Below are 23900 nucleotides of genomic sequence, written 5' to 3'. Positions count from 1 at the left end.
ACGTTAGGCTTTAACGGCTGGTTTAACGATAACGTCGCCGCCGGTAGCTCCAGGGACTGCGCCTTTAATCAGCAACAGTTTACGCTCAGCGTCAACACGTACCACTTCGAGAGACTGCACAGTTGTGCGTTCGTCGCCCATGTGACCAGACATTTTCTTACCCTTAAACACGCGGCCTGGGGTCTGGTTTTGACCGATAGAACCGGGTGCGCGGTGACTCAAAGAGTTACCATGGGTCATATCCTGAGTACGGAAGTTCCAGCGTTTTACAACGCCTTGGAAGCCCTTACCTTTGGATGTGCCAGTTACGTCTACTTTGGTTACATCGCTGAACAGATCAACATTCAGTTCTGAACCAACTTCAATATCTACGCCTTCACCATCTGCCAGACGGAATTCCCAAGTGCCACGGCCGGCTTCTGTGCCTGCTTTAGCGAAATGGCCCGCTTCTGGTTTGGTGACGCGGTTTGCTTTCTTAGTGCCGGTGGTTACCTGAAGTGCACGGTAGCCGTCATTATCCAGGCTCTTAACCTGAGTAACGCGGTTGGCTTCAACTTCGATAACGGTAACCGGAATGGACAAGCCATCTTCAGTGAAGATGCGTGTCATGCCGACTTTACGACCGACTAATCCGATAGCCATTGTTTCAACCTCTTAATCGTTTCGAGAGCTTCAATTAGCCGAGACTAATTTGAACGTCTACGCCAGCTGCCAGGTCCAGACGCATAAGTGCATCTACGGTCTTGTCGGTCGGCTCTACGATATCGACCAGACGCTTGTGTGTGCGGATCTCTAACTGATCACGCGCGTCTTTGTTAACATGCGGAGAGACCAAAATAGTGAAACGCTCTTTGCGTGTAGGCAGAGGAATAGGTCCACGTACCTGCGCGCCAGTGCGCTTTGCTGTTTCTACGATCTCTGCGGTTGACTGGTCAATCAGACGATGGTCAAACGCCTTTAGTCGAATACGGATTCGTTGGTTCTGCATGGACCAAGCTCCAAATTATAAAGAACAAAAAACACGCACCCTACCATCCCTAATACCAGGAGGAGAGTGGGTTATACATATCATTCAATCCCCAATCGGGATTGCTGTCTTAGCGCTAAGCCGATTCAACAAGTTGAATCCCCCTAGCGCTACACCGCTTTAACTAAAAATAGTCAGAGCGAGTGGAGGCGCATTATACGCGAAACATTGACTCGCGCAAGTTTTTGTCGATTTTTGCGCCACTGCTCCCGAAGACGGCTTACCAACACACTTTTTTTAGGCAGATAACCTAACATTTACCCTATCTAGGTTAACGATAACGCCATGAAACTAATTGTTTTACCAATATGTCTTCTCTACCACAGCCTATCTTTTGGCGCACCACCGGTTGCCCAGGATGATAGCGGCGAGGATGAGATCAGTTGGGAAGAAGCAGCAGATAAAATTAAGCCCTGCCAACAAACCGAAACTGACCAGTTAGGTTGGTTTGATCGCGCACACCTACTGCTATCTGATGGTGTCTGCGAACAGGCGCTATGGTTTGATAGTTTCTTTGGTGATATCGAACAAAACGAAGCTGCCAGCTCACTCGTGCGCCTGATTAACTCCGTCGAATGGCATAAAGAGGAAGGTGTGGAGTTTCGACCGAGGATCTCCGCAAGCTTTCATCTCCCACGTTTTGAACAAGATGTAAGGCTAATCATCGAAGGCGATGATGGTAGCAGCCAAAGTAGCTCTCGCGAGTATAATGAAAGTTCGGACCTTCGCGGAAACGATGACGACAGAGGATTAGCCGCTGCGCTGCGTTGGAGTATCAAGCAACTTGATACCAGTGATCTTGATTTTGATGCTGGCGTGCGCCTTCGTAGTAGTGAGATAGATCCGTTTACCCGTCTGCGTTATCGCTATAACTACGCCCTACGTTACGACACCGTCGTAAAATTTAGCCAACAGCTTCGCTTACGTAATTCTGATTTTTGGAGTGAAACTACGCGCATTGATATTGACCATCTACGAGGAGCCGTTGGCTACCGCTGGAGTAATTCGGCAACTTATGGCGACGAAACTGATGGATTTGAATGGGAGATCAGCCTTTCTCGCGTAAAACAGATCGATGAGCGGTCCGCTTACTCAACGTATATCTCTTTTACCGGCGCCACGGATGAAGATAAAGAGAACACTGAACGCTGGCGTTTAGCTGCGAACTATCGCCGCAGTTTCTATCGTCCCTGGTACTTTTACGAAATTGAACCCCAGCTCAATTATGAACGCGAGTATGATTGGAGTTGGAACCCAGCCATTGTATTTTCCGTTGAGATCCAGTTCGGCAAGAGCCGACGAAAGCCCAAATATAGACGAGGGCCAACAGAGGAAGAGCAACCACCAACGGATCCAGAATCGCGTCTAAAACTAGAGGCCGCTGAAAATTAGAAAGCGTTACAGCGTGAACTAGTTTGAGCGCAATAAAAAAGGCGCCTAACGGCGCCTTTTCAATATGACTTAGATCTTCGATTAGTCGAGGATCTTAGCAACAACACCCGCACCTACAGTACGGCCACCTTCACGGATAGCGAAGCGCAAGCCTTCGTCCATCGCGATTGGTGCGATAAGCTCTACGCTCATCTGTACGTTGTCACCTGGCATTACCATCTCTACGCCTTCTGGCAATTCTACTGCACCAGTGATATCTGTGGTACGAAAGTAGAACTGTGGACGATAGCCCTTGAAGAACGGAGTATGACGACCACCTTCATCTTTAGACAGAACGTAAACTTCTGCTTCAAACTTAGTGTGTGGGTTGATTGAACCCGGCGCTGCCAATACCTGACCACGCTCTACGTCATCACGCTTAGTACCACGCAACAGTGCACCAACGTTCTCACCTGCACGACCTTCGTCAAGCAGCTTACGGAACATTTCAACACCAGTACATGTCGTGTTTGTGGTTTCTTTGATACCAACAATCGCTACGTCGTCACCTGTTTTCAGGATACCGCGCTCGATACGACCGGTAACAACTGTACCACGACCTGAGATTGAGAATACGTCTTCGATAGGCAGCAAGAATGGCTTATCGATATCACGCTCTGGCTCTGGGATGTAGCTATCCAGCGCTTCAGCCAGCTCTACAATCTTGTCTTCCCACTCTTTCTCGCCTTCCAATGCTTTCAGAGCTGAGCCCTGGATCACTGGCAGGTCGTCACCTGGGAAGTCGTAGTCTGACAGAAGTTCACGTACTTCCATCTCTACCAGCTCAAGCAGCTCTTCGTCGTCTACCATGTCACACTTGTTCATGAAAACGATCATGTAAGGTACGCCTACCTGGCGACCCAACAGGATGTGCTCACGTGTCTGTGGCATAGGACCATCTGTTGCTGCAACTACCAAGATAGCGCCGTCCATCTGGGCTGCACCGGTGATCATGTTTTTCACATAATCCGCGTGTCCAGGACAGTCAACGTGCGCGTAGTGGCGAGTTGGTGTGTCATATTCAACGTGAGAAGTCGCGATGGTGATACCACGCTCGCGCTCTTCTGGTGCGTTATCGATCTGATCGAAAGCTTGCGCTGTACCGCCGTATACTTTAGCCAGTACGTTGGTGATAGCTGCTGTCAGAGTCGTTTTACCGTGGTCAACGTGACCGATAGTGCCAACGTTTACATGCGGTTTCGTACGTTCAAACTTTTCTTTTGCCACTTTACTTTCCTTCCGAGTAAGAATTAGGCCCGGTCCAACGTGACCGGGACCAGACCTGTAAATTACTACCGGCGTGCTTCGATGATGCTAGATGCAACATTCCCAGGTACTTCAGCGTACTTGAGGAATTCCATCGAATACGATGCACGACCTTGAGTTTGTGAACGCAAATCAGTTGCGTACCCGAACATTTCCGACAGTGGTACCTGGGCACGTACAAGCTTTACGCCTGCAACACCGTCATCCATGCCCTCAATCATGCCGCGACGTCGGTTTAAATCACCAACCACGTCACCCATGAAGTCTTCCGGAGTCGTTACCTCGACCTTCATCATAGGCTCAAGAAGAACTGCACCGGCGTCAATCGCGCCATTTCTAAACGCCATTGAACCGGCAATCTTAAATGCCATTTCAGAAGAGTCAACATCATGATAAGAACCATCATACAATGAACACTTAACGCCAAGCACAGGATAGCCGGCAACAACGCCGTTCTGCATCTGCTCTTGTACGCCTTTGTCCACCGCAGGAATAAATTCCTTCGGCACCACACCACCTACAATTTCATTAACGAATTCATAGGTTTCATCCGCTTCAATATCCATTGGTTCAAGGCGTAGCCAAACATGGCCAAACTGCCCTCTCCCACCGGATTGGCGAACAAACTTGCCTTCCACTTCCACTGCTTTGCGGATAGTTTCACGGTAAGCGACTTGTGGTTTACCAACGTTACACTCAACACTGAATTCCCGCTTCATGCGGTCAATAATGATGTCGAGATGAAGTTCACCCATACCAGAAATAATAGTCTGACCAGACTCTTCATCTGTATGGACACGGAAAGAGGGATCTTCAGCCGCCAGTTTGCCCAGCGCAATCCCCATTTTTTCCTGATCAGCCTGTGTTCTTGGCTCAACAGCCACAGAGATCACTGGCTCAGGGAACTCCATACGTTCAAGCACCACTTTGTGAGCCGAATCGCACAGGGTATCGCCTGTGGTCACATCCTTAAGGCCAATGGCCGCCGCGATGTCACCAGCACGAACTTCTTTAATCTCTTTTCGATCTTTCGAGTGCATCTGTACGATACGCCCGAAGCGTTCACGTTTCTGTTTAACCGAGTTGTAAACTGCATCGCCGGTGTTAACGATGCCAGAATAGCAGCGAAAAAAGGTCAAGGTGCCCACAAAAGGGTCTGTCGCGATCTTAAATGCCAAGGCAGCAAACGGGGCGTTGTCATCCGCAGGACGAGCAACTTCCTGTTCGTTGTCATCGATACCTGTAATTGCAGGTACATCGATCGGCGCAGGCATGAAATCAACCACTGCGTCCAGCACTGCCTGTACACCCTTATTCTTGAACGCTGAGCCACAAGTGGCTAAGACAATTTCATTACTTAAGGTGCGTGCGCGCAGCCCGCTCTTGATCTCTTCTTCAGTCAGCTCGCCATCATTGAGATACTTATCCATCATCTCTTCTGAAGCTTCAGCTGCCGCTTCGATCATCTGCTCACGATACTCTTCCGCCAGATCCTGTAGATCTTCAGGAATAGGATCGTAAGTGAAAGTCATACCCTGGTCTTCTTCATTCCAGTTAATGGCTTTCATCTTAATTAGGTCAACAACACCCTTGAAGTTCTCTTCAGCTCCGATATTCAGCTGAATAGGTACAGGCGTTGCTCCCAAACGATCTTTAATCTGATTTACAACACGGAGGAAATCGGCGCCGGCACGGTCCATCTTATTCACAAACACCATACGCGGAACTGCGTATTTGTCTGCTTGACGCCATACCGTCTCTGACTGTGGTTCAACACCCGATGCACCACAAAAAACCACAACAGCACCATCGAGTACACGCAAAGAACGTTCAACTTCAATCGTGAAGTCAACGTGTCCAGGGGTATCAATGATATTGACGCGATGCTCTGGGAACTGCGCTTCCATACCGCGCCAGAACGTGGTGGTAGCCGCAGAGGTGATAGTAATACCACGCTCCTGTTCTTGCTCCATCCAGTCCATAGTTGCGGCACCGTCATGTACCTCACCGATCTTATGTGAAAGACCTGTATAGAAAAGTACGCGTTCGGTGGTGGTCGTCTTACCGGCATCAACGTGAGCTACAATACCAATATTGCGGTAGCGCTCAATGGGGGTTGTACGAGCCATGATTTCCTCTTAACTAAGGGGTTGCCTTAGCATAAATAACAAGAGGTATATGCCCCGGAGGGCATATACCAAGCGTGACTACCAGCGATAGTGAGCAAACGCTTTGTTTGCATCAGCCATACGGTGAACATCTTCACGCTTTTTCACTGCAGTGCCTTTATTCTCTGCAGCATCAGCTAACTCGCCAGCCAGACGCTTAGCCATATCTTTTTCGCCACGCTTACGCGCAGCCTCAACTAACCAACGCATCGCCAATGTATTGCGACGTACTGGACGAACTTCTACCGGTACCTGGTAAGTTGAGCCACCTACACGGCGACTTTTAACTTCCACAGTTGGGCGAACGTTATCCAAAGCCGTCTCAAAAATGTCGAGCGGATCTTTACCAGATTTTTCAGAGGCAGACTCCAATGCGCCGTAAACGATCTTTTCGGCGATTGATTTCTTACCATCAAGCATTACTACGTTGATGAACTTAGTAATGATTTCATTTCCGTACTTAGGATCAGGTAATACTTTACGCTGACCAACAACGCGTCTTCTTGGCATTGTTTTCTCTCCGTTTGATTCAGGAATATCCCAAAACGTTAAATTTAATGTTTGGCCTTACTAACGGAGAACCGTTAAGACTTAGGCCGCTTAGCGCCGTACTTAGAACGACCTTGACGACGGTCGCTAACGCCAGCGGTATCAAGAGCACCACGTACGGTGTGATAACGCACACCTGGCAAATCTTTAACACGACCGCCACGGATAAGAACAACACTGTGTTCCTGAAGGTTATGACCTTCACCACCGATGTACGAAGTCACTTCGAAACCGTTAGTCAGACGAACACGACATACTTTACGTAATGCTGAGTTCGGCTTCTTAGGTGTAGTTGTGTATACACGAGTGCACACACCACGCTTCTGTGGACACGCTTCCAACGCAGGCACGTTACTCTTAGTAACAGGCTTTTTGCGTGGCTTGCGAACCAACTGATTAATAGTTGCCATTAATAGGCTCCTGGCTAGTTGAGTTTACTGTTTACAAAAAATGAAAAATCCGGCCCCTACTATGAGAGGCCGGAGGATTTTATTGAGCAGATTTTAAACTGTCAAGTAAAGAGGCTAACTTAGCCGTCTTTATTACTCTTCATCACCGGAAAGAACTTCGGCATTTAGAGCATCTGTCAGTGCTTTTTCTGCATCATCGGCGCTGACCTGAGGCACGCCCACTTCCGCTTCCAAACGCTTGCGCTGACGCTCGCTATGGTAAGCAAAACCGGTACCTGCAGGGATCAAGCGGCCTACAATCACGTTCTCTTTCAAGCCGCGTAACTGGTCCATTTTGCCAGATACCGCTGCTTCAGTGAGTACGCGTGTTGTTTCCTGGAACGATGCCGCAGAGATAAACGACTCTGTCGACAACGATGCCTTAGTGATACCTAACAACTCATGTTCGTAGGTAGCAGGTGACTTGCCAGCCGCTTCAAGTTCGCGGTTTGCGATCTTAACGCGGGACACTTCCATCTGCTCGCCTTCAAGGAAATCGGTGTCACCGGCACTAACGATGGTGCACTTACGCAACATCTGACGAATGATCGCTTCGATATGCTTATCGTTGATCTTCACACCCTGAAGACGATAAACGTCCTGAACCTCATTCACGATGTAGTTAGCTACAGCTCGAACACCGCGAACACGCAGGATATCGTGCGGTGATTCAGGACCATCGGCCATCACTTCACCACGCTCAACGCGCTCACCTTCGAATACGTTAAGCTGACGCCACTTATGGATCATCTCTTCGTACGGTTCGCCATTCTCATCCTGAGTGATGATCAGACGTCGCTTACCTTTCGTCTCTTTACCAAACGACACCACACCACTGACTTCCGCCAAAATAGCTGGATCTTTCGGCTTACGTGCTTCGAACAGGTCGGCAACACGCGGTAGACCACCGGTAATATCTCGCGTCTTTGAGCTCTCCTGCGGGATACGTGCAAGCACATCACCAGGCTGTAGCTCTTGACCATCTGAAACATCAATAGAGGTAAAGCTAGGTAGCTTCACTTCTTGCAGGTCGCCATTCTCAGACTTCAAGATAAGCTTCGGCTCTTTAGCGTTAGCTTTTGCGAGGTCTTTAACCACCATACGGGTCAAACCGGTCAAATCATCGGTTTGCTTCTCGGTGTTTGCATCCTCAACGTCACTGAACTGAACGGTAACCGGACGTTCTGTGATCATTGGGTGTGAATGCGGGTCCCAAGTAGCAACGACTTCATTGCCTGCGACTTTATCGCCATCTTTAACAGACAGGATCGCACCGTAAGGCACCTTGTAACGCTCTTTCTCACGACCAAGATCGTCAATCACAGCGATTTCAGATGAACGTGAAGTGATCACAATCTTCTTATCGGTGTTAATTACAAACTTGGCGTTGTGTAGCTTAGCGGTACCATCGTTCTTAATCTGAACGCTGTTTTCAGCTGACGCACGTGATGCTGCACCACCAATGTGGAAGGTACGCATCGTTAACTGTGTACCTGGCTCACCAATTGACTGCGCAGCAACAACACCAACGGCTTCGCCGTAGTTGATGAGGTGGCCACGAGCCAAGTCACGGCCATAACAGTAGGCACAAACACCGTGGTCGTTGTCACAGGTAATAACAGAACGAACTTCTACTTCATCGATCTTATGCTCTTCGAGGAAGTCACACTCCTGCTCATGCAGCAGCGTGTTGCGCGCCAACAGCACTTCGTCAGTACCTGGCTTCAGTACGTCGCGAGCCAATACTCGCCCTAATACACGTTCACGCAACGGCTCTACAACGTCACCACCTTCAATCAGCGGCTTCATGGTCAGGCCTTCTTCAGTACCACAATCGGTACTGGTGATAACCATGTCCTGTGCCACATCTACCAAACGGCGCGTCAAGTAACCGGAGTTCGCTGTTTTCAATGCCGTATCGGCCAAACCTTTACGCGCACCGTGAGTTGAGATGAAGTACTGAAGTACGTTCAAACCTTCACGGAAGTTCGCAGTAATTGGCGTTTCAATAATTGAACCGTCCGGTTTTGCCATCAAGCCACGCATCGCTGCCAGCTGACGGATCTGAGCGGCACTACCACGCGCACCGGAGTCAGCCATCATAAAGATGCTGTTGAAAGAGGGTTGTTCCTCTTCCTTACCGTCGCGGTTAATAACCACATCAGTCTTCAAGTTATCCATCATCGCCTTAGACAACTTCTCGTTGGCTGAGGTCCAGATATCGATAACCTTGTTATATTTTTCACCTGCGGTAACGAGACCATTATCAAACTGATGCTGGATCTCTGACACTTCAGCTTCACAAGCGGCAATAATGTCCGCTTTCGCCGCCGGGATCTCCATATCATCAACACCTACCGAGGTACCTGACAACATGGCGTAATGGAAACCGGTGTACATCAATTGGTCAGCGAAAATAACGGTGTCTTTCAGACCCAATTCGCGGTAACAGGCATTAAGCAGCTTAGAGATCTGCTTCTTACCCATTGGTTGATCAATCAGTTCAAATGCCAGGCCTTTAGGCACGACCGTGTAGAACATCGCACGACCAATCGTGGTGTCTTTGACTGATGTTTTGGCGATTTTCTCGCCATTCTCAGCCACTTCGTATTCAGTGATACGCACTTTAACGCGCGCATGAATAGAAGCGTCACCGGTGCGGAAAACTTTTTCTGCTTCCTGCGGTCCTGTCAGCAACATGCCCTCGCCCTTTGCGTTTACCGCAGCGCGAGTCATGTAATAGAGACCCAATACAACGTCCTGAGAAGGAACGATAATTGGCTCACCGTTGGCAGGTGAAAGAATGTTATTCGAAGCCATCATTAAGGCACGGGCTTCTAATTGCGCTTCCAGTGTCAGCGGTACGTGTACCGCCATCTGGTCACCATCGAAGTCGGCGTTATAAGCCGCACAAACCAATGGGTGCAGCTGGATCGCTTTACCTTCAATCAGCACAGGTTCAAATGCCTGAATACCGAGACGGTGAAGGGTCGGTGCACGGTTCAACAGTACTGGGTGTTCACGGATCACATGATCCAGTACATCCCATACTTCCGGCACTTCACGCTCAACCATCTTCTTGGCCGCTTTAATGGTGGTCGCTAAACCACGCGCTTCGAGCTTGCCGTAAATAAATGGCTTGAACAGTTCCAGTGCCATTTTCTTAGGCAAACCACACTGGTGAAGTTTGAGCGTAGGACCAACAGTAATAACTGAACGGCCTGAGTAATCAACACGCTTACCGAGCAAGTTCTGACGGAAACGACCCTGCTTACCTTTGATCATGTCAGCCAAAGATTTCAGAGGACGTTTGTTAGAGCCGGTGATGGCGCGGCCACGACGGCCGTTGTCCAGCAGGGCATCTACCGCTTCCTGCAACATACGCTTTTCGTTACGTACGATGATGTCAGGTGCAGCCAAATCCAGCAGGCGCTTCAAACGGTTGTTACGGTTGATCACACGACGATAAAGATCGTTAAGATCTGAAGTCGCGAAACGGCCACCATCCAGCGGTACCAAAGGACGCAGGTCCGGTGGCAGAACTGGCAATACAGTCATGATCATCCACTGTGGATCGTTACCTGAATACAGGAACGCTTCCATCAACTTCAGACGCTTTGTAACCTTCTTACGTTTGGTTTCTGAAGTGACAGATGCCAACTCTTCGCGCATCGCTTCTACTTCAGGTGCCAGCTCGATGTCAGACAGCAATTCCTTAATCGCTTCTGCACCCATCTTGGCTTCGAACTCGTCACCAAACTCTTCCAAGGAATCGAGGTACTGCTCTTCTGTCAGCAGTTGACCACGCTCCATGGTTGTCATGCCCGGCTCGGTCACAACATAAGATTCGAAATAGAGCACACGCTCAATATCGCGCAGCGTCATATCCAGCATCAAACCGATACGTGACGGCAATGACTTCAAGAACCAGATATGTGCAACCGGACTCGCCAGTTCGATGTGCGCCATACGCTCACGACGAACCTTGGTCAGTGTTACTTCGACGCCACACTTCTCACAGATCACTCCGCGATGCTTAAGGCGCTTGTACTTGCCACATAAACATTCGTAGTCCTTTACCGGACCAAAAATGCGGGCACAGAACAGACCGTCACGCTCTGGCTTGAACGTACGGTAGTTGATAGTTTCCGGCTTTTTAACTTCGCCGAAAGACCAGCTGCGGATCATATCCGGAGACGACAGGCCAATCTTAATGCCATCGAACTCTTCGGTTTTACCCTGCTGCTTTAGAAACTTGAGTAAGTCTTTCACCTTCTCTCTCCTGTCGGAGTGACTCTTCACGGGAGCGCCAATGGCGCTCCCTAACGCATACTGCTGTCAGACTCGTTGGTCTGCTATTCCTCTTCCAACTCAATGTTAATACCCAAAGAACGGATCTCTTTGAGCAATACATTGAAGGACTCAGGCATACCAGGTTCCATACGATGATCGCCATCCACGATGTTCTTATACATCTTGGTACGACCGTTAACGTCATCCGACTTAACAGTGAGCATCTCCTGAAGCGTATAAGCTGCACCGTATGCTTCCAGTGCCCACACTTCCATCTCACCGAAGCGCTGACCACCAAATTGTGCTTTACCACCCAGCGGCTGCTGAGTAACCAAGCTATAGGAGCCAGTTGAACGTGCGTGCATCTTGTCATCAACCAAGTGGTTCAGTTTGAGCATATACATGTAACCGACAGTTACCTTACGCTCAAACTCATTACCGGTACGACCGTCATGCAACGTTACCTGGCCGCTACGAGGAATACCGCCAAGCTCCAACAGGTCCTTGATTTCGCTCTCTTTAGCGCCATCAAATACTGGAGTAGCAATCGGCAAACCATTACGTAGGTTCTCAGCCAGACGCTTCACTTCGAAGTCAGTGAAGTTGTCGATATCAACTTCCTGCAGCACTTCACCTAAGGTGTAGCACTTCTTCAGGAACTCACGCAGCTCGGCAATTTCACGTTGCTCTTTCAACATGGCGTCAATCTTACGACCAACCCCTTTTGCAGCCATACCCAAGTGTGTTTCAAGGATCTGACCGATGTTCATACGTGAAGGTACGCCCAACGGGTTAAGTACGATATCTACCGGATCGCCGTTCTGGTCATAAGGCATATCTTCAACAGGAACAATTGTTGAGATAACACCCTTGTTACCGTGACGACCAGCCATCTTGTCACCCGGTTGAATACGACGCTTAACCGCAAGATAGACTTTAACGATCTTCAGTACGCCAGGCGCCAGATCATCACCTTGGGTGATCTTACGACGCTTAACTTCAAACTTCTTATCGAACTCTTTCTTCAGCTCTTCGTACTGCTCAGCGATCTGCTCAAGCGACTGTTGCGCGTCTTCCTCTTTCAAGGATTGGGTCAACAGCTTCTCGCCATTCAGACCTTCCAACTGTGCTTCGCTATAGCCGTTGGCTAATAGCAAATTGCGTGCACGGTCGAATACGCCCGCTTCAAAGATTGCTAACTCATCACCGAGGTCTTTCTTAACCTCTTTGAGCTGCATCTCTTCAATCTCGAGAGCACGTTTATCTTTCTCTACGCCATCGCGAGTAAACACTTGCACGTCGATAACGGTACCGGAAACAGCGTTAGGTACTCGCAGAGAGGTGTCCTTAACATCGGACGCCTTCTCACCGAAAATGGCACGGAGGAGTTTTTCCTCTGGTGTCAGCTGTGTTTCACCTTTAGGCGTCACTTTACCGACCAGAATATCGCCGCCTTTAACTTCAGCACCGATATAAACCACGCCTGACTCGTCAAGCTTAGAGAGCGCAGACTCACCCACATTCGGGATATCTGCAGTGATCTCTTCTGGACCTAACTTGGTATCTCGAGCAATACAAGAAAGTTCCTGAATGTGGATCGTAGTGAAACGATCTTCTTCAGCAACACGCTCGGAGATAAGGATTGAATCCTCAAAGTTGTAACCATTCCAAGGCATGAACGCGACGCGCATGTTCTGACCTAGGGCAAGTTCACCAAGGTCCGTCGACGGTCCATCAGCCAGCACATCACCACGAACAATCGGGTCGCCTACGCTAACGACTGGACGTTGGTTAATACATGTGTTCTGGTTAGAACGGGTGTACTTCATCAGGTTGTAGATATCGATACCGGCTTCGCCTGGTACCAACTCATCTTCATCAACCTTGATAACAATACGGCTAGCATCGCAGTAAGAAACTACACCACCACGCTTGGCGACAGCAGTTACACCGGAGTCAACAGCTACCGCTTTCTCCATACCTGTACCAACCAGCGGCTTATCAGCACGCAATGTAGGTACCGCTTGACGTTGCATGTTTGAGCCCATCAAGGCTCGGTTAGCATCATCGTGCTCTAGGAATGGGATCAGTGAAGCTGCGACAGAAACAATCTGCTGCGGTGATACATCCATATACTGGACGACATCAGGTGCACTCAAAATTGATTCGCCGCGATGACGGGCGGTGATCAACTCTTCGATAAAGCGACCATCGCTGTCAAGGTCAGCATTCGCCTGAGCGATCACATACTGGCCTTCTTCAATCGCAGAAAGATAATCAACTTCCGCAGTCACTTCGCCATCAATAACGCGACGATATGGTGTTTCGAGGAAACCATATTCGTTAGTACGGGCGTAACATGATAACGAGTTAATCAGACCAATGTTTGGCCCTTCTGGCGTTTCAATTGGACACACACGGCCATAGTGGGTCGGGTGTACGTCACGAACTTCAAAGCCAGCACGTTCACGGGTCAGACCGCCCGGGCCTAAGGCCGAAATACGACGCTTGTGGGTCACTTCTGATAACGGGTTGTTCTGGTCCATAAACTGAGACAACTGACTCGAACCAAAGAACTCTTTAACCGCCGCAGAGATAGGCTTAGCGTTGATCAGATCTTGAGGCATTAGCTGGTCAAGGTCGCCCAGGCTCAAGCGCTCTTTCACTGCTCGCTCAACACGAACCAAACCGATACGGAACTGGTTCTCTGCCATTTCGCCAACAGAACGAATACGACGGTTACCCAGGTGATCGATATCATCCACTTCATCGCTACCGTTACGGATTTCGATGAGTTTCTTCATTACATCAATAATATCTTCATGTTCCAGGATCCCCGGACCAGTGATTTCATCACGATGTAAACGGCTGTTGAACTTCATACGGCCAACCGCTGACAGGTCATAACGGTCATCAGAGAAGAACAAATTCTGGAACAAGGCCTCTGCTGCATCACGCGTTGGTGGCTCACCAGGACGCATCATGCGATAGATCTCTACCAAGGCTTCCATGCGGTTAGTTGATGGATCAACGCGCAGGGTCTCAGACATGTAAGGGCCCTGATCAAGTTCGTTGGTATATAACACATCGAACTTCTTCACGCCGGCTTCGGCGAGTTCAGCAACCAACTCTAACGTCAGTTCAGCATTCGCTTCCGCGATCACTTCACCGCTGTCTTTATTGGCATGGGCCTTAGCTAGAGTCTTACCAACCAAGTATTCATGTGGTACTTCAAATTCAGAAATACCCGCTTTGGTCAGCTGACGAATATGCTTCGCGGTAATGCGGCGATCTTTCTCGACCAATACATCACCATTGCCATCTTTAACATCAAAGGCAGCAATTTCACCACGCAACTGCTCTGGCGACAGGTGCATGATGATCTTATTTCGCTTGATCTGGACTTCGGTTGTCTCGAAGAACATCTCAAGGATCTGTTCAGTCGTGTATTCCAGTGCACGTAAGATGATTGATGCAGGCAACTTACGACGACGGTCAATACGCACAAACAGGTTATCTTTCGGATCAAACTCAAAGTCGAGCCACGAACCACGGTAGGGGATAACGCGTGCGTTATATAGCACTTTACCGGAAGAGTGTGTCTTGCCTTTATCGTGATCGAAGAAAACGCCCGGGCTACGATGTAGCTGGGAGACGATCACACGCTCAGTACCGTTAATAACAAAGGTGCCATTGTCAGTCATCAATGGGATTTCGCCCATGTAGACTTCCTGCTCCTTGATATCTTTTACAGTGCCTGAAGGCGCATCTTTATCGTAAAGTACCAGACGCAGCTTCACTCGCAGTGGAGCTGAATAAGTTACGCCACGGATCTGACATTCTTTAACGTCGAATACAGGCTCGCCCAATCTGTAGCTAACATACTGCAGTTCGGAATAACCTGAATAACTGGCAATTGGAAAAACGGAACGAAACGCCGCTTCCAGACCATAATGACCTTCTGGATCCATCTCGATAAACTTGCTGAACGAATCCAGCTGAATCGACAGGAGGTAAGGAATGTCGAGAACTTGCGGACGTTTGCCAAAGTCCTTACGAATTCGCTTCTTCTCGGTATAGGAGTAAACCATGGGGTTCCTCAGCTCGCGGAATATTGACCCGACTCTGTCACTAGGACAGTCTCTTTTATCCACCGTCTGTTTTTGGCGGTAAACCGCCTGCGCTCAGAGAGTAATTTACGGTGGAAAATTACTAACCGCATACAGCGCAAAAAGGCTGGTGACCCAGAGGTCACCAGCCCATAGCCTTTTCAGGCTAGCTTTGTAAGCTAGGCTTACTTAAGCTCAACAGTTGCACCAGCTTCTTCAAGAGCCGCCTTCAATGCTTCTGCTTCTTCTTTCTCAACGCCTTCTTTGATCGGAGCTGGAGCGCCGTCTACAACGCCCTTAGCTTCTTTCAGGCCTAGACCAGTAGCTGCACGTACAGCCTTGATCACAGCAACCTTGTTGCCGCCTACGCTGGCCAAGATTACGTCGAATTCAGTTTGCTCAGCAGCACCGCCAGCGTCGCCGCCAGCAACAACTACAGCAGCAGCAGCGGCAGTAACGCCGAATTTTTCTTCCATCGCTTCGATCAGTTCTACAACGTCTTTTACAGACATTTCAGCTACTGCATCGATGATTTGGTCTTTAGTCAGTGACATGATTCTCTATCCTAAAACGTTTGAGCTTATGCTCAAAAATCGTGTAATTAAGTACGATTCTGCCAAATTAAGCAGCTTCGCCTTCCAGCTTGTCGCGAAGCGCAGCAAGGGTTTTAACCAGCTTGCCAGCAGAGGCTTCTTTCATAACGCTCATCAGGCGAGAAATTGCTTCGTCATATGTCGGCAGGGTAGCCAGAACACTTGCGTCTACAAGTTCACCTTCAAAAGCAGCAGCTTTGACTTCGAAGTTCTCTTCACCTTTTGCGAACTCTTTGAACAAACGTGCACCAGCACCTGGATGTTCGTTAGAGAAAGCAATCAGTGTAGGACCTACGAAAGTGTCGACTAGGCACTCATAATCAGTACCTTGAACCGCACGACGGGCTAAAGTGTTACGCACTACGCGCATGTAAACACCTTCAGCACGCGCCTTAGCGCGCAGCGCTGTAATAGCGCCAACTTCGACACCACGAGAGTCTGCAACTACTGCAGATTGAGCGCCTTTGGCTGCCTCGTTGACTTCAGCGACGATGGCTTTTTTGTCGTCGAGTTTCAATGCCATTGGCTCAACTCCTGGTTTGGACCGGAATACCGGTTCGTAATACAACCTCAATAAATCTGAGGCACCTTATAAGGTGTAACACCAGGAGTGCGTGTAATAAGCTCCTGGGCTGACACCATCTGCGTAGGCATTATTAAGTCATTGATTTACCAACGACACCTACGGTCTTGGATGGAGGCGAAAACTCGCCTCAACCCATGCGTAGCCGAGTATTATAAAACCCTCGGCTCCACATTGTCCAGAGATCGCTGTCGCTTAGCGCGCCAGTGATGCCTGATCAACTGTTACACCCGCACCCATAGTGGTAGACAGGCTAACCTTAGCGATGTACTGACCTTTAGCTTGAGCAGGCTTAGCCTTCTTCAACGCTTCCAGTAGTGCTTCGAGGTTCTCTTTCAGCTTATCTTCGCTGAAATCAGCCTTACCAATAGTGGTGTGGATGATACCGTTCTTGTCGTTGCGATAACGAACCTGACCAGCTTTCGCATTTTTAACTGCTTCAGCTACGTTAGGTGTTACAGTGCCAGTTTTAGGGTTTGGCATCAGGCCACGAGGACCCAAGATTTGACCTAACTGACCAACAACACGCATTGCATCTGGAGATGCAACAACCACGTCAAAATTCATTTCGCCAGCTTTAACTTGAGCAGCAAGATCATCCATGCCGACCAAATCTGCACCAGCTTCTTTAGCTGCTTCAGCGTTCGCGCCTTGAGTGAATACGGCTACACGTACGTCACGACCAGTACCGTGTGGCAATACAGTTGCACCACGGACGTTTTGGTCTGATTTACGTGCATCGATGCCCAAGTTAATGGCTGCATCAACACTCTCAACGAACTTAGCTGTCGCTAACTCTTTCAACAAAGCAACCGCTTCATTGATCTCATATTCTTTAGTTGCGCTAACCTTTTCACGAATAGCACGTAAACGCTTTGATAATTTAGCCATCGATTAGCCCTCCACATTCAGGCCCATGGCCCGAGCTGATCCAGCAATACAGCGAACCATCGCGTCTAAGTCAGCACCAGTAAGGTCTGTTTCTTTAGTTTTCGCGATCTCTTCCAGCTGAGCACGGGTAACAGTACCCACTTTCTCAGTGTTTGGACGACCAGAACCAGACTTAATACCGGCAGCTTTCTTCAATAGGAAAGAAGCTGGTGGTGTCTTGGTTTCAAAAGTGAATGAACGATCGCTATATACAGTGATAACTACAGGTACTGGCGCACCTTTTTCAATAGAATCTGTTTTCGCGTTAAACGCTTTACAAAATTCCATGATGTTAACACCGTGCTGACCCAATGCAGGACCAACAGGTGGACTTGGGTTAGCCGCACCAGCTGCAACTTGCAACTTGATATAAGCTTCGACTTTTTTAGCCATTTTAGATTTCCTCTTACGGGTGCAAACGCCTTTTTAGGGCTCCCCATCGATTTAAGGGCAGCGGATTATATACAGATCCGTTGCCCCTGACAATACGACTGATGTTTTTTTGATCAGGCTTTTTCGACTTGGATAAACTCAAGTTCAACTGGTGTCGAGCGACCAAAAATAAGAACAGACACTTTCAAGCGACTTTTCTCATAATCAACCTCTTCAACAACACCATTGAAGTCTGCAAATGGGCCATCAATAACACGAACCACTTCACCCACTTCAAACAAAGTCTTCGGTGTCGGCTGATCAACATTATCTTGAAGGCGTTGCAGAATAGCATTCGCTTCTTTATCAGTGATCGGCGCTGGACGGTCACTGGTACCGCCAATAAAGCCAAGTACCCGCGGCACGTCACGCACCAAGTGCCAGCTATCATCGTTCATAATCATCTGAACAAGTACATAGCCAGGAAAGAATTTACGTTCGCTGCGGCGTTTTTGGCCGGCACGCATCTCAATCACTTCTTCGGTAGGTACCAATATCTCGCCGAACAGATGCTCCATATCATGCATTTTGATATGTTCTTTTAGCGACTGAGATACTCGGCCTTCATAGCCCGAGAATGCTTGCACTACGTACCAACGCATTTTTTCGGAGTCTGACATATTAGATACTCACTCCAGTGAAAAACGCCACCAAACGAACCATGATGCCGTCAAGTCCCCAAAGCAACAGCGACATAATAACCACTGCAGCGAAGACGATAAGAGTGGTGTGAACAGCTTCTTGCCGTGTAGGCCAAACAACTTTCTTCACTTCTACCCTGGCTTCTTTCGAAAATACCAGTGCGTTGCGACCCTTCTCTGTTTGAAGAGCAATTAATGCAGCAACTGCCACGGCAAGCACGACGGCGCCAGCACGGACTAATACAGATTGCTCCGCGAAATAGTAGTTACCTACAACGGCCGCAATCAGGACGGCAAAAACTACCAACCATTTAACGCCGTCAAGCCCACCGCTCTGGGTTTCTGTGTTTGCGTTCATACACCAACCTTGCATCCATCTAAAGACACAACAACCCCGCTACATAGGCGAGGTCACTGCTAAGTAATTCTGGCAGGGGTGGAGGGACTCGAACCCCCAACCGTCGGTTTTGGAGACCGCCGTTCTACCAATTGGAACTACACCCCTAAAAACAAGAGCCCCCATATAAGGAGCTCATGTCAAAATTTCGATCTTCGATTAGTCGAGGATCTTAGCAACAACACCCGCACCTACAGTACGGCCACCTTCACGGATAGCGAAGCGCAAGCCTTCGTCCATCGCGATTGGTGCGATAAGCTCTACGCTCATCTGTACGTTGTCACCTGGCATTACCATCTCTACGCCTTCTGGCAATTCTACTGCACCAGTGATATCTGTGGTACGAAAGTAGAACTGTGGACGATAGCCCTTGAAGAACGGAGTATGACGACCACCTTCATCTTTAGACAGAACGTAAACTTCTGCTTCAAACTTAGTGTGTGGGTTGATTGAACCCGGCGCTGCCAATACCTGACCACGCTCTACGTCATCACGCTTAGTACCACGCAACAGTGCACCAACGTTCTCACCTGCACGACCTTCGTCAAGCAGCTTACGGAACATTTCAACACCAGTACATGTCGTGTTTGTGGTTTCTTTGATACCAACAATCGCTACGTCGTCACCTGTTTTCAGGATACCGCGCTCGATACGACCGGTAACAACTGTACCACGACCTGAGATTGAGAATACGTCTTCGATAGGCAGCAAGAATGGCTTATCGATATCACGCTCTGGCTCTGGGATGTAGCTATCCAGCGCTTCAGCCAGCTCTACAATCTTGTCTTCCCACTCTTTCTCGCCTTCCAATGCTTTCAGAGCTGAGCCCTGGATCACTGGCAGGTCGTCACCTGGGAAGTCGTAGTCTGACAGAAGTTCACGTACTTCCATCTCTACCAGCTCAAGCAGCTCTTCGTCGTCTACCATGTCACACTTGTTCATGAAAACGATCATGTAAGGTACGCCTACCTGGCGACCCAACAGGATGTGCTCACGTGTCTGTGGCATAGGACCATCTGTTGCTGCAACTACCAAGATAGCGCCGTCCATCTGGGCTGCACCGGTGATCATGTTTTTCACATAATCCGCGTGTCCAGGACAGTCAACATGCGCGTAGTGGCGAGTTGGTGTGTCATATTCAACGTGAGAAGTCGCGATGGTGATACCACGCTCGCGCTCTTCTGGTGCGTTATCGATCTGATCGAAAGCTTGTGCTGTACCGCCGTATACCTTAGCCAGTACGTTAGTGATAGCAGCTGTCAGAGTCGTTTTACCGTGGTCAACGTGACCGATAGTGCCAACGTTTACATGCGGTTTTGTACGTTCAAACTTTTCTTTAGCCATGGTCGTTCCTCTAGTCAGGCATCGGGCGGCAGACACCACCAAAACCCCTCCGCTTTAGTGGCGGAAGAGTATAAACGATTTTGAGGGATCTGAAAGCATTAAATAGGAGTGGTGCTGATAGGCAGATTTGAACTGCCGACCTCACCCTTACCAAGGGTGCGCTCTACCGACTGAGCTATATCAGCACTACATGCTACTGGAGCGGGCAGCGGGAATCGAACCCGCATCATCAGCTTGGAAGGCTGAGGTAATAGCCATTATACGATGCCCGCAATGTCTTCAGGCGACCTCAAAAGCATCAAAAAATATGGTGGAGGGAGGTGGATTCGAACCACCGAAGGCTGAGCCGTCAGATTTACAGTCTGATCCCTTTGGCCACTCGGGAACCCCTCCAAATTTTGTGCTGACGGTGGGTTGCCCCTGGAAGCCCTAATCTTTGGACTGCCCCGTTCAGGTGGAGCGCATTCTAAAGAAAGGATTTTGCCTACGCAACCGTTTATTTGAAAAAAAGAGTAAAAAAATAGGGTTGATGTCTTTTTGTACGAAAAGCGTTAATAATCGCTGCTTTTTTCAGCATTGGCATAGACTGCGAGCCCCTCTAATACGAGCTCTGGGGACAACTGTGCCTGTTTAAGTATTTGTGCGGGTAGCTGCGCGGCATCTCCGCCAGTTAAAAATACGCGAACGGGTATCTTGCTGCCTAAGCTTGTTTGCGCTGTGGTGACCGCTTGTTGATAGTACCCGATTAACGCACTTCTGATCCCCTCACTAACACACTGCTCTGTACTGACACCAAAGGTTAATCTGGAGCCACTTAAGACAGCTGCTTGATCCGCTGTCACTTGGGATGTATCGCTCAGCAGGACATTTGTCATTGCACGATAGCCAGGCGCAATCCAACCCCCTTTGTGTTGGCCAAACTCATCGACCAGATCCACCGTAATAGCGGTGCCGAAGTCGATAACAATAAACGGACGTTTGCACTGTTGTCTGCCGCCCAACATTGCTAACCAACGGTCGATCCCCAAGCTCTCATATTTTGCATAGGCATTGATCAAGCCATACGCTGAACGCGGAGTCTTAACTAGATTGAAGTTAACGGCAAAAGGCGCAACCGCCTCTGACAGCTTGGCGATAACAGCTGACTGAGCCACTGAGGCAACCCAGATCTGAGAATAGGCACGGCACGCCAGTAAGGATTCGGTGTCAACCGGCAGTTGTTGATGGCTGGATGTTTTGAGTAGGGTCAGCGCTCCCCCCTCTAAGCCATAGAGCTTGGCTCTGGTGTTACCAATATCAATTAGAAGCTTCACGTTGCCACGCTGCGTAGCGATATTTCGCCGCCCATATAGTTAACCAGCACACCCTCTTGCTCGAGCACTAGAGCGCCTTGTTCATCCACACCTCGACAAATACCCGTGACTTGCCTATTCCCCATCAACAACTTCACAACCTTGCCATCAAACAGATCGAAAGTTCGCCAGCGAGAGACAAAAGGCCTGAAACCATTGCGATCGAAAGTGGTTAGGGCGGCTGTTAATGCGAGTAAGATGGCTACAGCAAGTTCATTTCTAGGTGGCACACAATCTAGTGTCTGCGACAGATCGGTCCACGGCTGGTCAATTGTCGTCGATTTCTCTTCAGGCATCGAGATATTAAGTCCCAAGCCGATCACAAGATCGCATGCATCATCAACCTGACCGACTAACTCCACCAATACACCACCCAGCTTCCTGTCTCCGATATAGATATCGTTTGGCCATTTCAAGCGTACATCAGTCACGCCATACTCTTTAAGCACCTCAGCGATCACAACACCAACGACAAGGGACAAGCCCATAGCGCCCTGAATACCACGACTCAAGCGCCAGTATAACGACAAATATAGATTCGCGGCGTAAGGAGATATCCAATGACGCCCTCGGCGCCCCCGACCCGCGGTTTGCATCTCTGCCAAACACGCCTGCCCACACAACAAGTCTGAGGCTTTCTCACCAGTGACTCCCCTGGCCAGTCTATCGAGTAGGTACTGATTGGTTGAATCAATGACCTCTGTGACAAAAGGTAATGGGAGCTGGCTCCCACACTGCGCTAATGCAGATTGAATGGTTTCCTGTGAGAGGAGATCTAGGGATTTCGCAAGGCGATAGCCCTTACCCGGCACGGAAAAGATATCAATGCCTAATGCCTGTAATGCCGAAATATGCTTAGCGATCGCAGCTCGACTGATAGCAAGCTCCTCGCCAAGACGCTCACCACTACAAAATTCACCTGTAGCTAAACGCTTAAGTATATGCTGCTGCTTATTGTTCACCTACGCGCTCCAAAGCCTCATCAAGACTATATCGGCCATCGGCTCCAACCAGCTGTACTTCCGCTTCCAGCTGCAGACCGTATGCCGCAAATACGCGTTGCCTAATATGTCCAGCCAAGCGCACTACATCTGCACCTGTAGCCCCTTGCTGATTAACAAGCACCAGAGCCTGCTGTTTATGCACAGCAGCACCACCTACCTTAAGCCCTTTAAGGCCTAAGTTGTCAATCATCCAACCAGCCGCAAGTTTGGAAAAACCTGGTTGGTCAGGGAACCAAACAAGATCAGGGTAGCGTTCAAGCAATAGTTCACGTTGCTCGTCACTCACGGAGGGATTTTTAAAAAAACTACCGCTATTACCCAGATGCTCCGGATCTGGCAGCTTAGCCTTACGTGTTTCGATGACTTTAGTGACTACCTGCAGAGCGTTGACGTCTGCAAGTTCTCTCAATGCCTTAAGGGGGGTGTAATCAATGGCAGGTTGCCATCGCTTCGGCAGACGATATTTTACATTTAAGATCAGCCAGCGATCGGGATCTTGCTTGAAGATGGAGTTACGATAAGCAAAATCACACTGTTCAGCGGTCAATATATAGCGCGCTTTTGTCTTCCACTCGTACACCTCTACTTCGGTGCAATATTTTGACTGTTCGACTCCATATGCACCAATGTTTTGTATTGGCGCCGCACCTACAGTTCCGGGTATCAGTGCAAGATTCTCAAGCCCCGGCATACCGTTTTCAACACTATACATGACTAAGTCATGCCAGTTTTCGCCGGCAGCAGCACAAATCTCAAAGTGATCTTGCCGTTCGGTAACGGTTACGCCTTTCAGTTGATTTATTAGAATCGGACGGCTAACCGTTTCAAAGGGCACAATATTACTACCGCCACCAATTACAATGGGCGACCTGCTTTCACTGAGTTTGTCCAGCATTGCCAATGAGTTTAGGACAGCTAAATGCGAGCATTGGCTCGCAACGGCGAAAGTATGATAAGTCTGAAGGTTCACTTAGCGAATAATTCCAAAACATAGACTGGCTACATAGCTTAACCGATCTCGTTCGGCCTATGCCTCATTTCTAGCTAACGTCTATCAAAGAAAACATAGATAGCTAGCTCGCAGTTTCGGGAGGGGGATAATGTAGGCTATCTACTGCGCCACAAATATGCACTTAGTCGTAAATAGAACAGGTGCATTGTTCGATTACCCATACAAATAATCGATACCATTTTTCAACGGCCTTAAACGCAAAAAGGCTACCCTATCGGGTAGCCTCTTCACTGTATTAGGTGTCTGGCGGAGTCCTGCCTACGGGCATAGCCCTTCAGCGTTCGTGACTGAGTGAGATAATCAATCTCACGCCAGGCGTC

Annotated in this window: 19 protein-coding genes and 4 tRNA genes; 1 reads left to right on the top strand and 22 read right to left on the bottom strand. The window is 49.0% G+C overall.

All coding sequences use genetic code 11. The features are described from left to right. Positions 1-3: 3 nt before the first annotated feature. The gene (gene rplC / locus DU002_RS18840) at positions 4-642 is read right to left on the bottom strand and encodes a 50S ribosomal protein L3 (RefSeq protein ID WP_114340004.1); all 639 of its coding nucleotides are present in this window, start codon (positions 640-642) and stop codon (positions 4-6) included. A gap of 34 nt (positions 643-676) precedes the next feature. After that, a complete protein-coding gene (rpsJ, locus tag DU002_RS18835) occupies positions 677-988 on the bottom strand; it encodes a 30S ribosomal protein S10 (RefSeq protein WP_114340003.1) in 312 nt (103 codons plus the stop codon). A 324-nt stretch (positions 989-1312) separates the two neighbouring features. Here rpsJ and DU002_RS18830 point away from each other — a divergent pair, with 324 nt between their 5' ends. Beyond that, on the top strand, positions 1313-2419 hold the full coding sequence (locus DU002_RS18830; protein ID WP_114340002.1) for a hypothetical protein: 1107 nt from the start codon (positions 1313-1315) through the stop codon (positions 2417-2419). An 81-nt stretch (positions 2420-2500) separates the two neighbouring features. Here the strand turns inward: DU002_RS18830 and tuf (DU002_RS18825) are convergent, their stop codons facing one another. From tuf (DU002_RS18825) to murB, 20 genes are all read right to left on the bottom strand, one after another. Next, positions 2501-3685: an elongation factor Tu gene (gene tuf / locus DU002_RS18825; protein WP_114339990.1), complete on the bottom strand. Its 1185-nt coding sequence runs from the start codon at positions 3683-3685 to the stop codon at positions 2501-2503. Positions 3686-3750: 65 nt separating this feature from the next. Beyond that, complete coding sequence (fusA, locus tag DU002_RS18820; RefSeq protein ID WP_114340001.1) at positions 3751-5853, bottom strand: elongation factor G; 2103 nt, start codon at positions 5851-5853, stop codon at positions 3751-3753. A 78-nt stretch (positions 5854-5931) separates the two neighbouring features. Next, entirely contained in the window at positions 5932-6402 is a 471-nt protein-coding gene (gene rpsG, locus DU002_RS18815) for a 30S ribosomal protein S7 (protein WP_114340000.1), read from the bottom strand. A gap of 74 nt (positions 6403-6476) precedes the next feature. After that, complete coding sequence (gene rpsL, locus DU002_RS18810; protein ID WP_114339999.1) at positions 6477-6851, bottom strand: 30S ribosomal protein S12; 375 nt, start codon at positions 6849-6851, stop codon at positions 6477-6479. 132 nt (positions 6852-6983) lie between these two features. Continuing rightward, positions 6984-11162 carry a DNA-directed RNA polymerase subunit beta' gene (gene rpoC / locus DU002_RS18805; protein ID WP_114339998.1) on the bottom strand — a complete coding sequence of 1393 codons (4179 nt, stop codon included), beginning with the start codon at positions 11160-11162 and terminating at the stop codon, positions 6984-6986. An 83-nt stretch (positions 11163-11245) separates the two neighbouring features. After that, entirely contained in the window at positions 11246-15274 is a 4029-nt protein-coding gene (gene rpoB / locus DU002_RS18800; RefSeq protein WP_114339997.1) for a DNA-directed RNA polymerase subunit beta, read from the bottom strand. A 203-nt stretch (positions 15275-15477) separates the two neighbouring features. Further along, positions 15478-15846, bottom strand: coding sequence for a 50S ribosomal protein L7/L12 (rplL, locus tag DU002_RS18795; RefSeq protein WP_114339996.1), 369 nt, complete (start codon positions 15844-15846; stop codon positions 15478-15480). A gap of 67 nt (positions 15847-15913) precedes the next feature. Further along, positions 15914-16408 (bottom strand): 50S ribosomal protein L10, encoded by a 495-nt coding sequence (gene rplJ, locus DU002_RS18790; protein WP_114339995.1) that lies wholly within the window; start codon positions 16406-16408, stop codon positions 15914-15916. Positions 16409-16663: 255 nt separating this feature from the next. Next, a complete protein-coding gene (gene rplA / locus DU002_RS18785; protein WP_114339994.1) occupies positions 16664-17359 on the bottom strand; it encodes a 50S ribosomal protein L1 in 696 nt (231 codons plus the stop codon). Positions 17360-17362: 3 nt separating this feature from the next. After that, a complete protein-coding gene (gene rplK / locus DU002_RS18780) occupies positions 17363-17791 on the bottom strand; it encodes a 50S ribosomal protein L11 (protein WP_114339993.1) in 429 nt (142 codons plus the stop codon). 113 nt (positions 17792-17904) lie between these two features. Next, a complete protein-coding gene (nusG, locus tag DU002_RS18775) occupies positions 17905-18450 on the bottom strand; it encodes a transcription termination/antitermination protein NusG (RefSeq protein ID WP_114339992.1) in 546 nt (181 codons plus the stop codon). Position 18451: 1 nt separating this feature from the next. Then, positions 18452-18829 (bottom strand): preprotein translocase subunit SecE, encoded by a 378-nt coding sequence (gene secE, locus DU002_RS18770; protein ID WP_114339991.1) that lies wholly within the window; start codon positions 18827-18829, stop codon positions 18452-18454. A gap of 70 nt (positions 18830-18899) precedes the next feature. Next, positions 18900-18976: transfer RNA gene (locus tag DU002_RS18765), tRNA-Trp, on the bottom strand. A 51-nt stretch (positions 18977-19027) separates the two neighbouring features. Further along, positions 19028-20212 (bottom strand): elongation factor Tu, encoded by a 1185-nt coding sequence (gene tuf / locus DU002_RS18760; RefSeq protein ID WP_114339990.1) that lies wholly within the window; start codon positions 20210-20212, stop codon positions 19028-19030. A gap of 109 nt (positions 20213-20321) precedes the next feature. Continuing rightward, positions 20322-20397: transfer RNA gene (locus DU002_RS18755), tRNA-Thr, on the bottom strand. A gap of 12 nt (positions 20398-20409) precedes the next feature. After that, positions 20410-20484: transfer RNA gene (locus DU002_RS18750), tRNA-Gly, on the bottom strand. A gap of 36 nt (positions 20485-20520) precedes the next feature. Continuing rightward, positions 20521-20605, bottom strand: a tRNA-Tyr gene (locus DU002_RS18745). A gap of 158 nt (positions 20606-20763) precedes the next feature. After that, positions 20764-21525: a type III pantothenate kinase gene (locus DU002_RS18740; RefSeq protein WP_158538158.1), complete on the bottom strand. Its 762-nt coding sequence runs from the start codon at positions 21523-21525 to the stop codon at positions 20764-20766. Beyond that, positions 21522-22526, bottom strand: a complete 1005-nt coding sequence (gene birA, locus DU002_RS18735) for a bifunctional biotin--[acetyl-CoA-carboxylase] ligase/biotin operon repressor BirA (protein ID WP_114339988.1) — start codon at positions 22524-22526, stop codon at positions 21522-21524. Before birA ends, DU002_RS18740 begins: the two co-directional genes overlap by 4 nt. Then, on the bottom strand, positions 22516-23538 hold the full coding sequence (gene murB / locus DU002_RS18730; RefSeq protein WP_114339987.1) for a UDP-N-acetylmuramate dehydrogenase: 1023 nt from the start codon (positions 23536-23538) through the stop codon (positions 22516-22518). The genes birA and murB overlap by 11 nt, the downstream gene beginning before the upstream one ends. Positions 23539-23900: the final 362 nt, after the last annotated feature.

It is taken from the genome of Corallincola holothuriorum (assembly GCF_003336225.1).
Classification (GTDB): Bacteria; Pseudomonadota; Gammaproteobacteria; order Enterobacterales; family Neiellaceae; genus Corallincola; species Corallincola holothuriorum.
Note: the sequence above shows the minus strand (reverse complement) of the source record. Positions and strands in the feature narration are given on the sequence as shown.

Coding starts and splice junctions, on each gene's coding strand:
- rplC (WP_114340004.1), bottom strand. CDS start 642: ATGGCTATCGGATTAGTCGGTCGTAAAGTCGGCATGACACGCATCTTC.
- rpsJ (WP_114340003.1), bottom strand. CDS start 988: ATGCAGAACCAACGAATCCGTATTCGACTAAAGGCGTTTGACCATCGT.
- DU002_RS18830 (WP_114340002.1), top strand. CDS start 1,313: ATGAAACTAATTGTTTTACCAATATGTCTTCTCTACCACAGCCTATCT.
- fusA (WP_114340001.1), bottom strand. CDS start 5,853: ATGGCTCGTACAACCCCCATTGAGCGCTACCGCAATATTGGTATTGTA.
- rpsG (WP_114340000.1), bottom strand. CDS start 6,402: ATGCCAAGAAGACGCGTTGTTGGTCAGCGTAAAGTATTACCTGATCCT.
- rpsL (WP_114339999.1), bottom strand. CDS start 6,851: ATGGCAACTATTAATCAGTTGGTTCGCAAGCCACGCAAAAAGCCTGTT.
- rpoB (WP_114339997.1), bottom strand. CDS start 15,274: ATGGTTTACTCCTATACCGAGAAGAAGCGAATTCGTAAGGACTTTGGC.
- rplL (WP_114339996.1), bottom strand. CDS start 15,846: ATGTCACTGACTAAAGACCAAATCATCGATGCAGTAGCTGAAATGTCT.
- rplJ (WP_114339995.1), bottom strand. CDS start 16,408: ATGGCATTGAAACTCGACGACAAAAAAGCCATCGTCGCTGAAGTCAAC.
- rplA (WP_114339994.1), bottom strand. CDS start 17,359: ATGGCTAAATTATCAAAGCGTTTACGTGCTATTCGTGAAAAGGTTAGC.
- rplK (WP_114339993.1), bottom strand. CDS start 17,791: ATGGCTAAAAAAGTCGAAGCTTATATCAAGTTGCAAGTTGCAGCTGGT.
- nusG (WP_114339992.1), bottom strand. CDS start 18,450: ATGTCAGACTCCGAAAAAATGCGTTGGTACGTAGTGCAAGCATTCTCG.
- secE (WP_114339991.1), bottom strand. CDS start 18,829: ATGAACGCAAACACAGAAACCCAGAGCGGTGGGCTTGACGGCGTTAAA.
- tuf (WP_114339990.1), bottom strand. CDS start 20,212: ATGGCTAAAGAAAAGTTTGAACGTACAAAACCGCATGTAAACGTTGGC.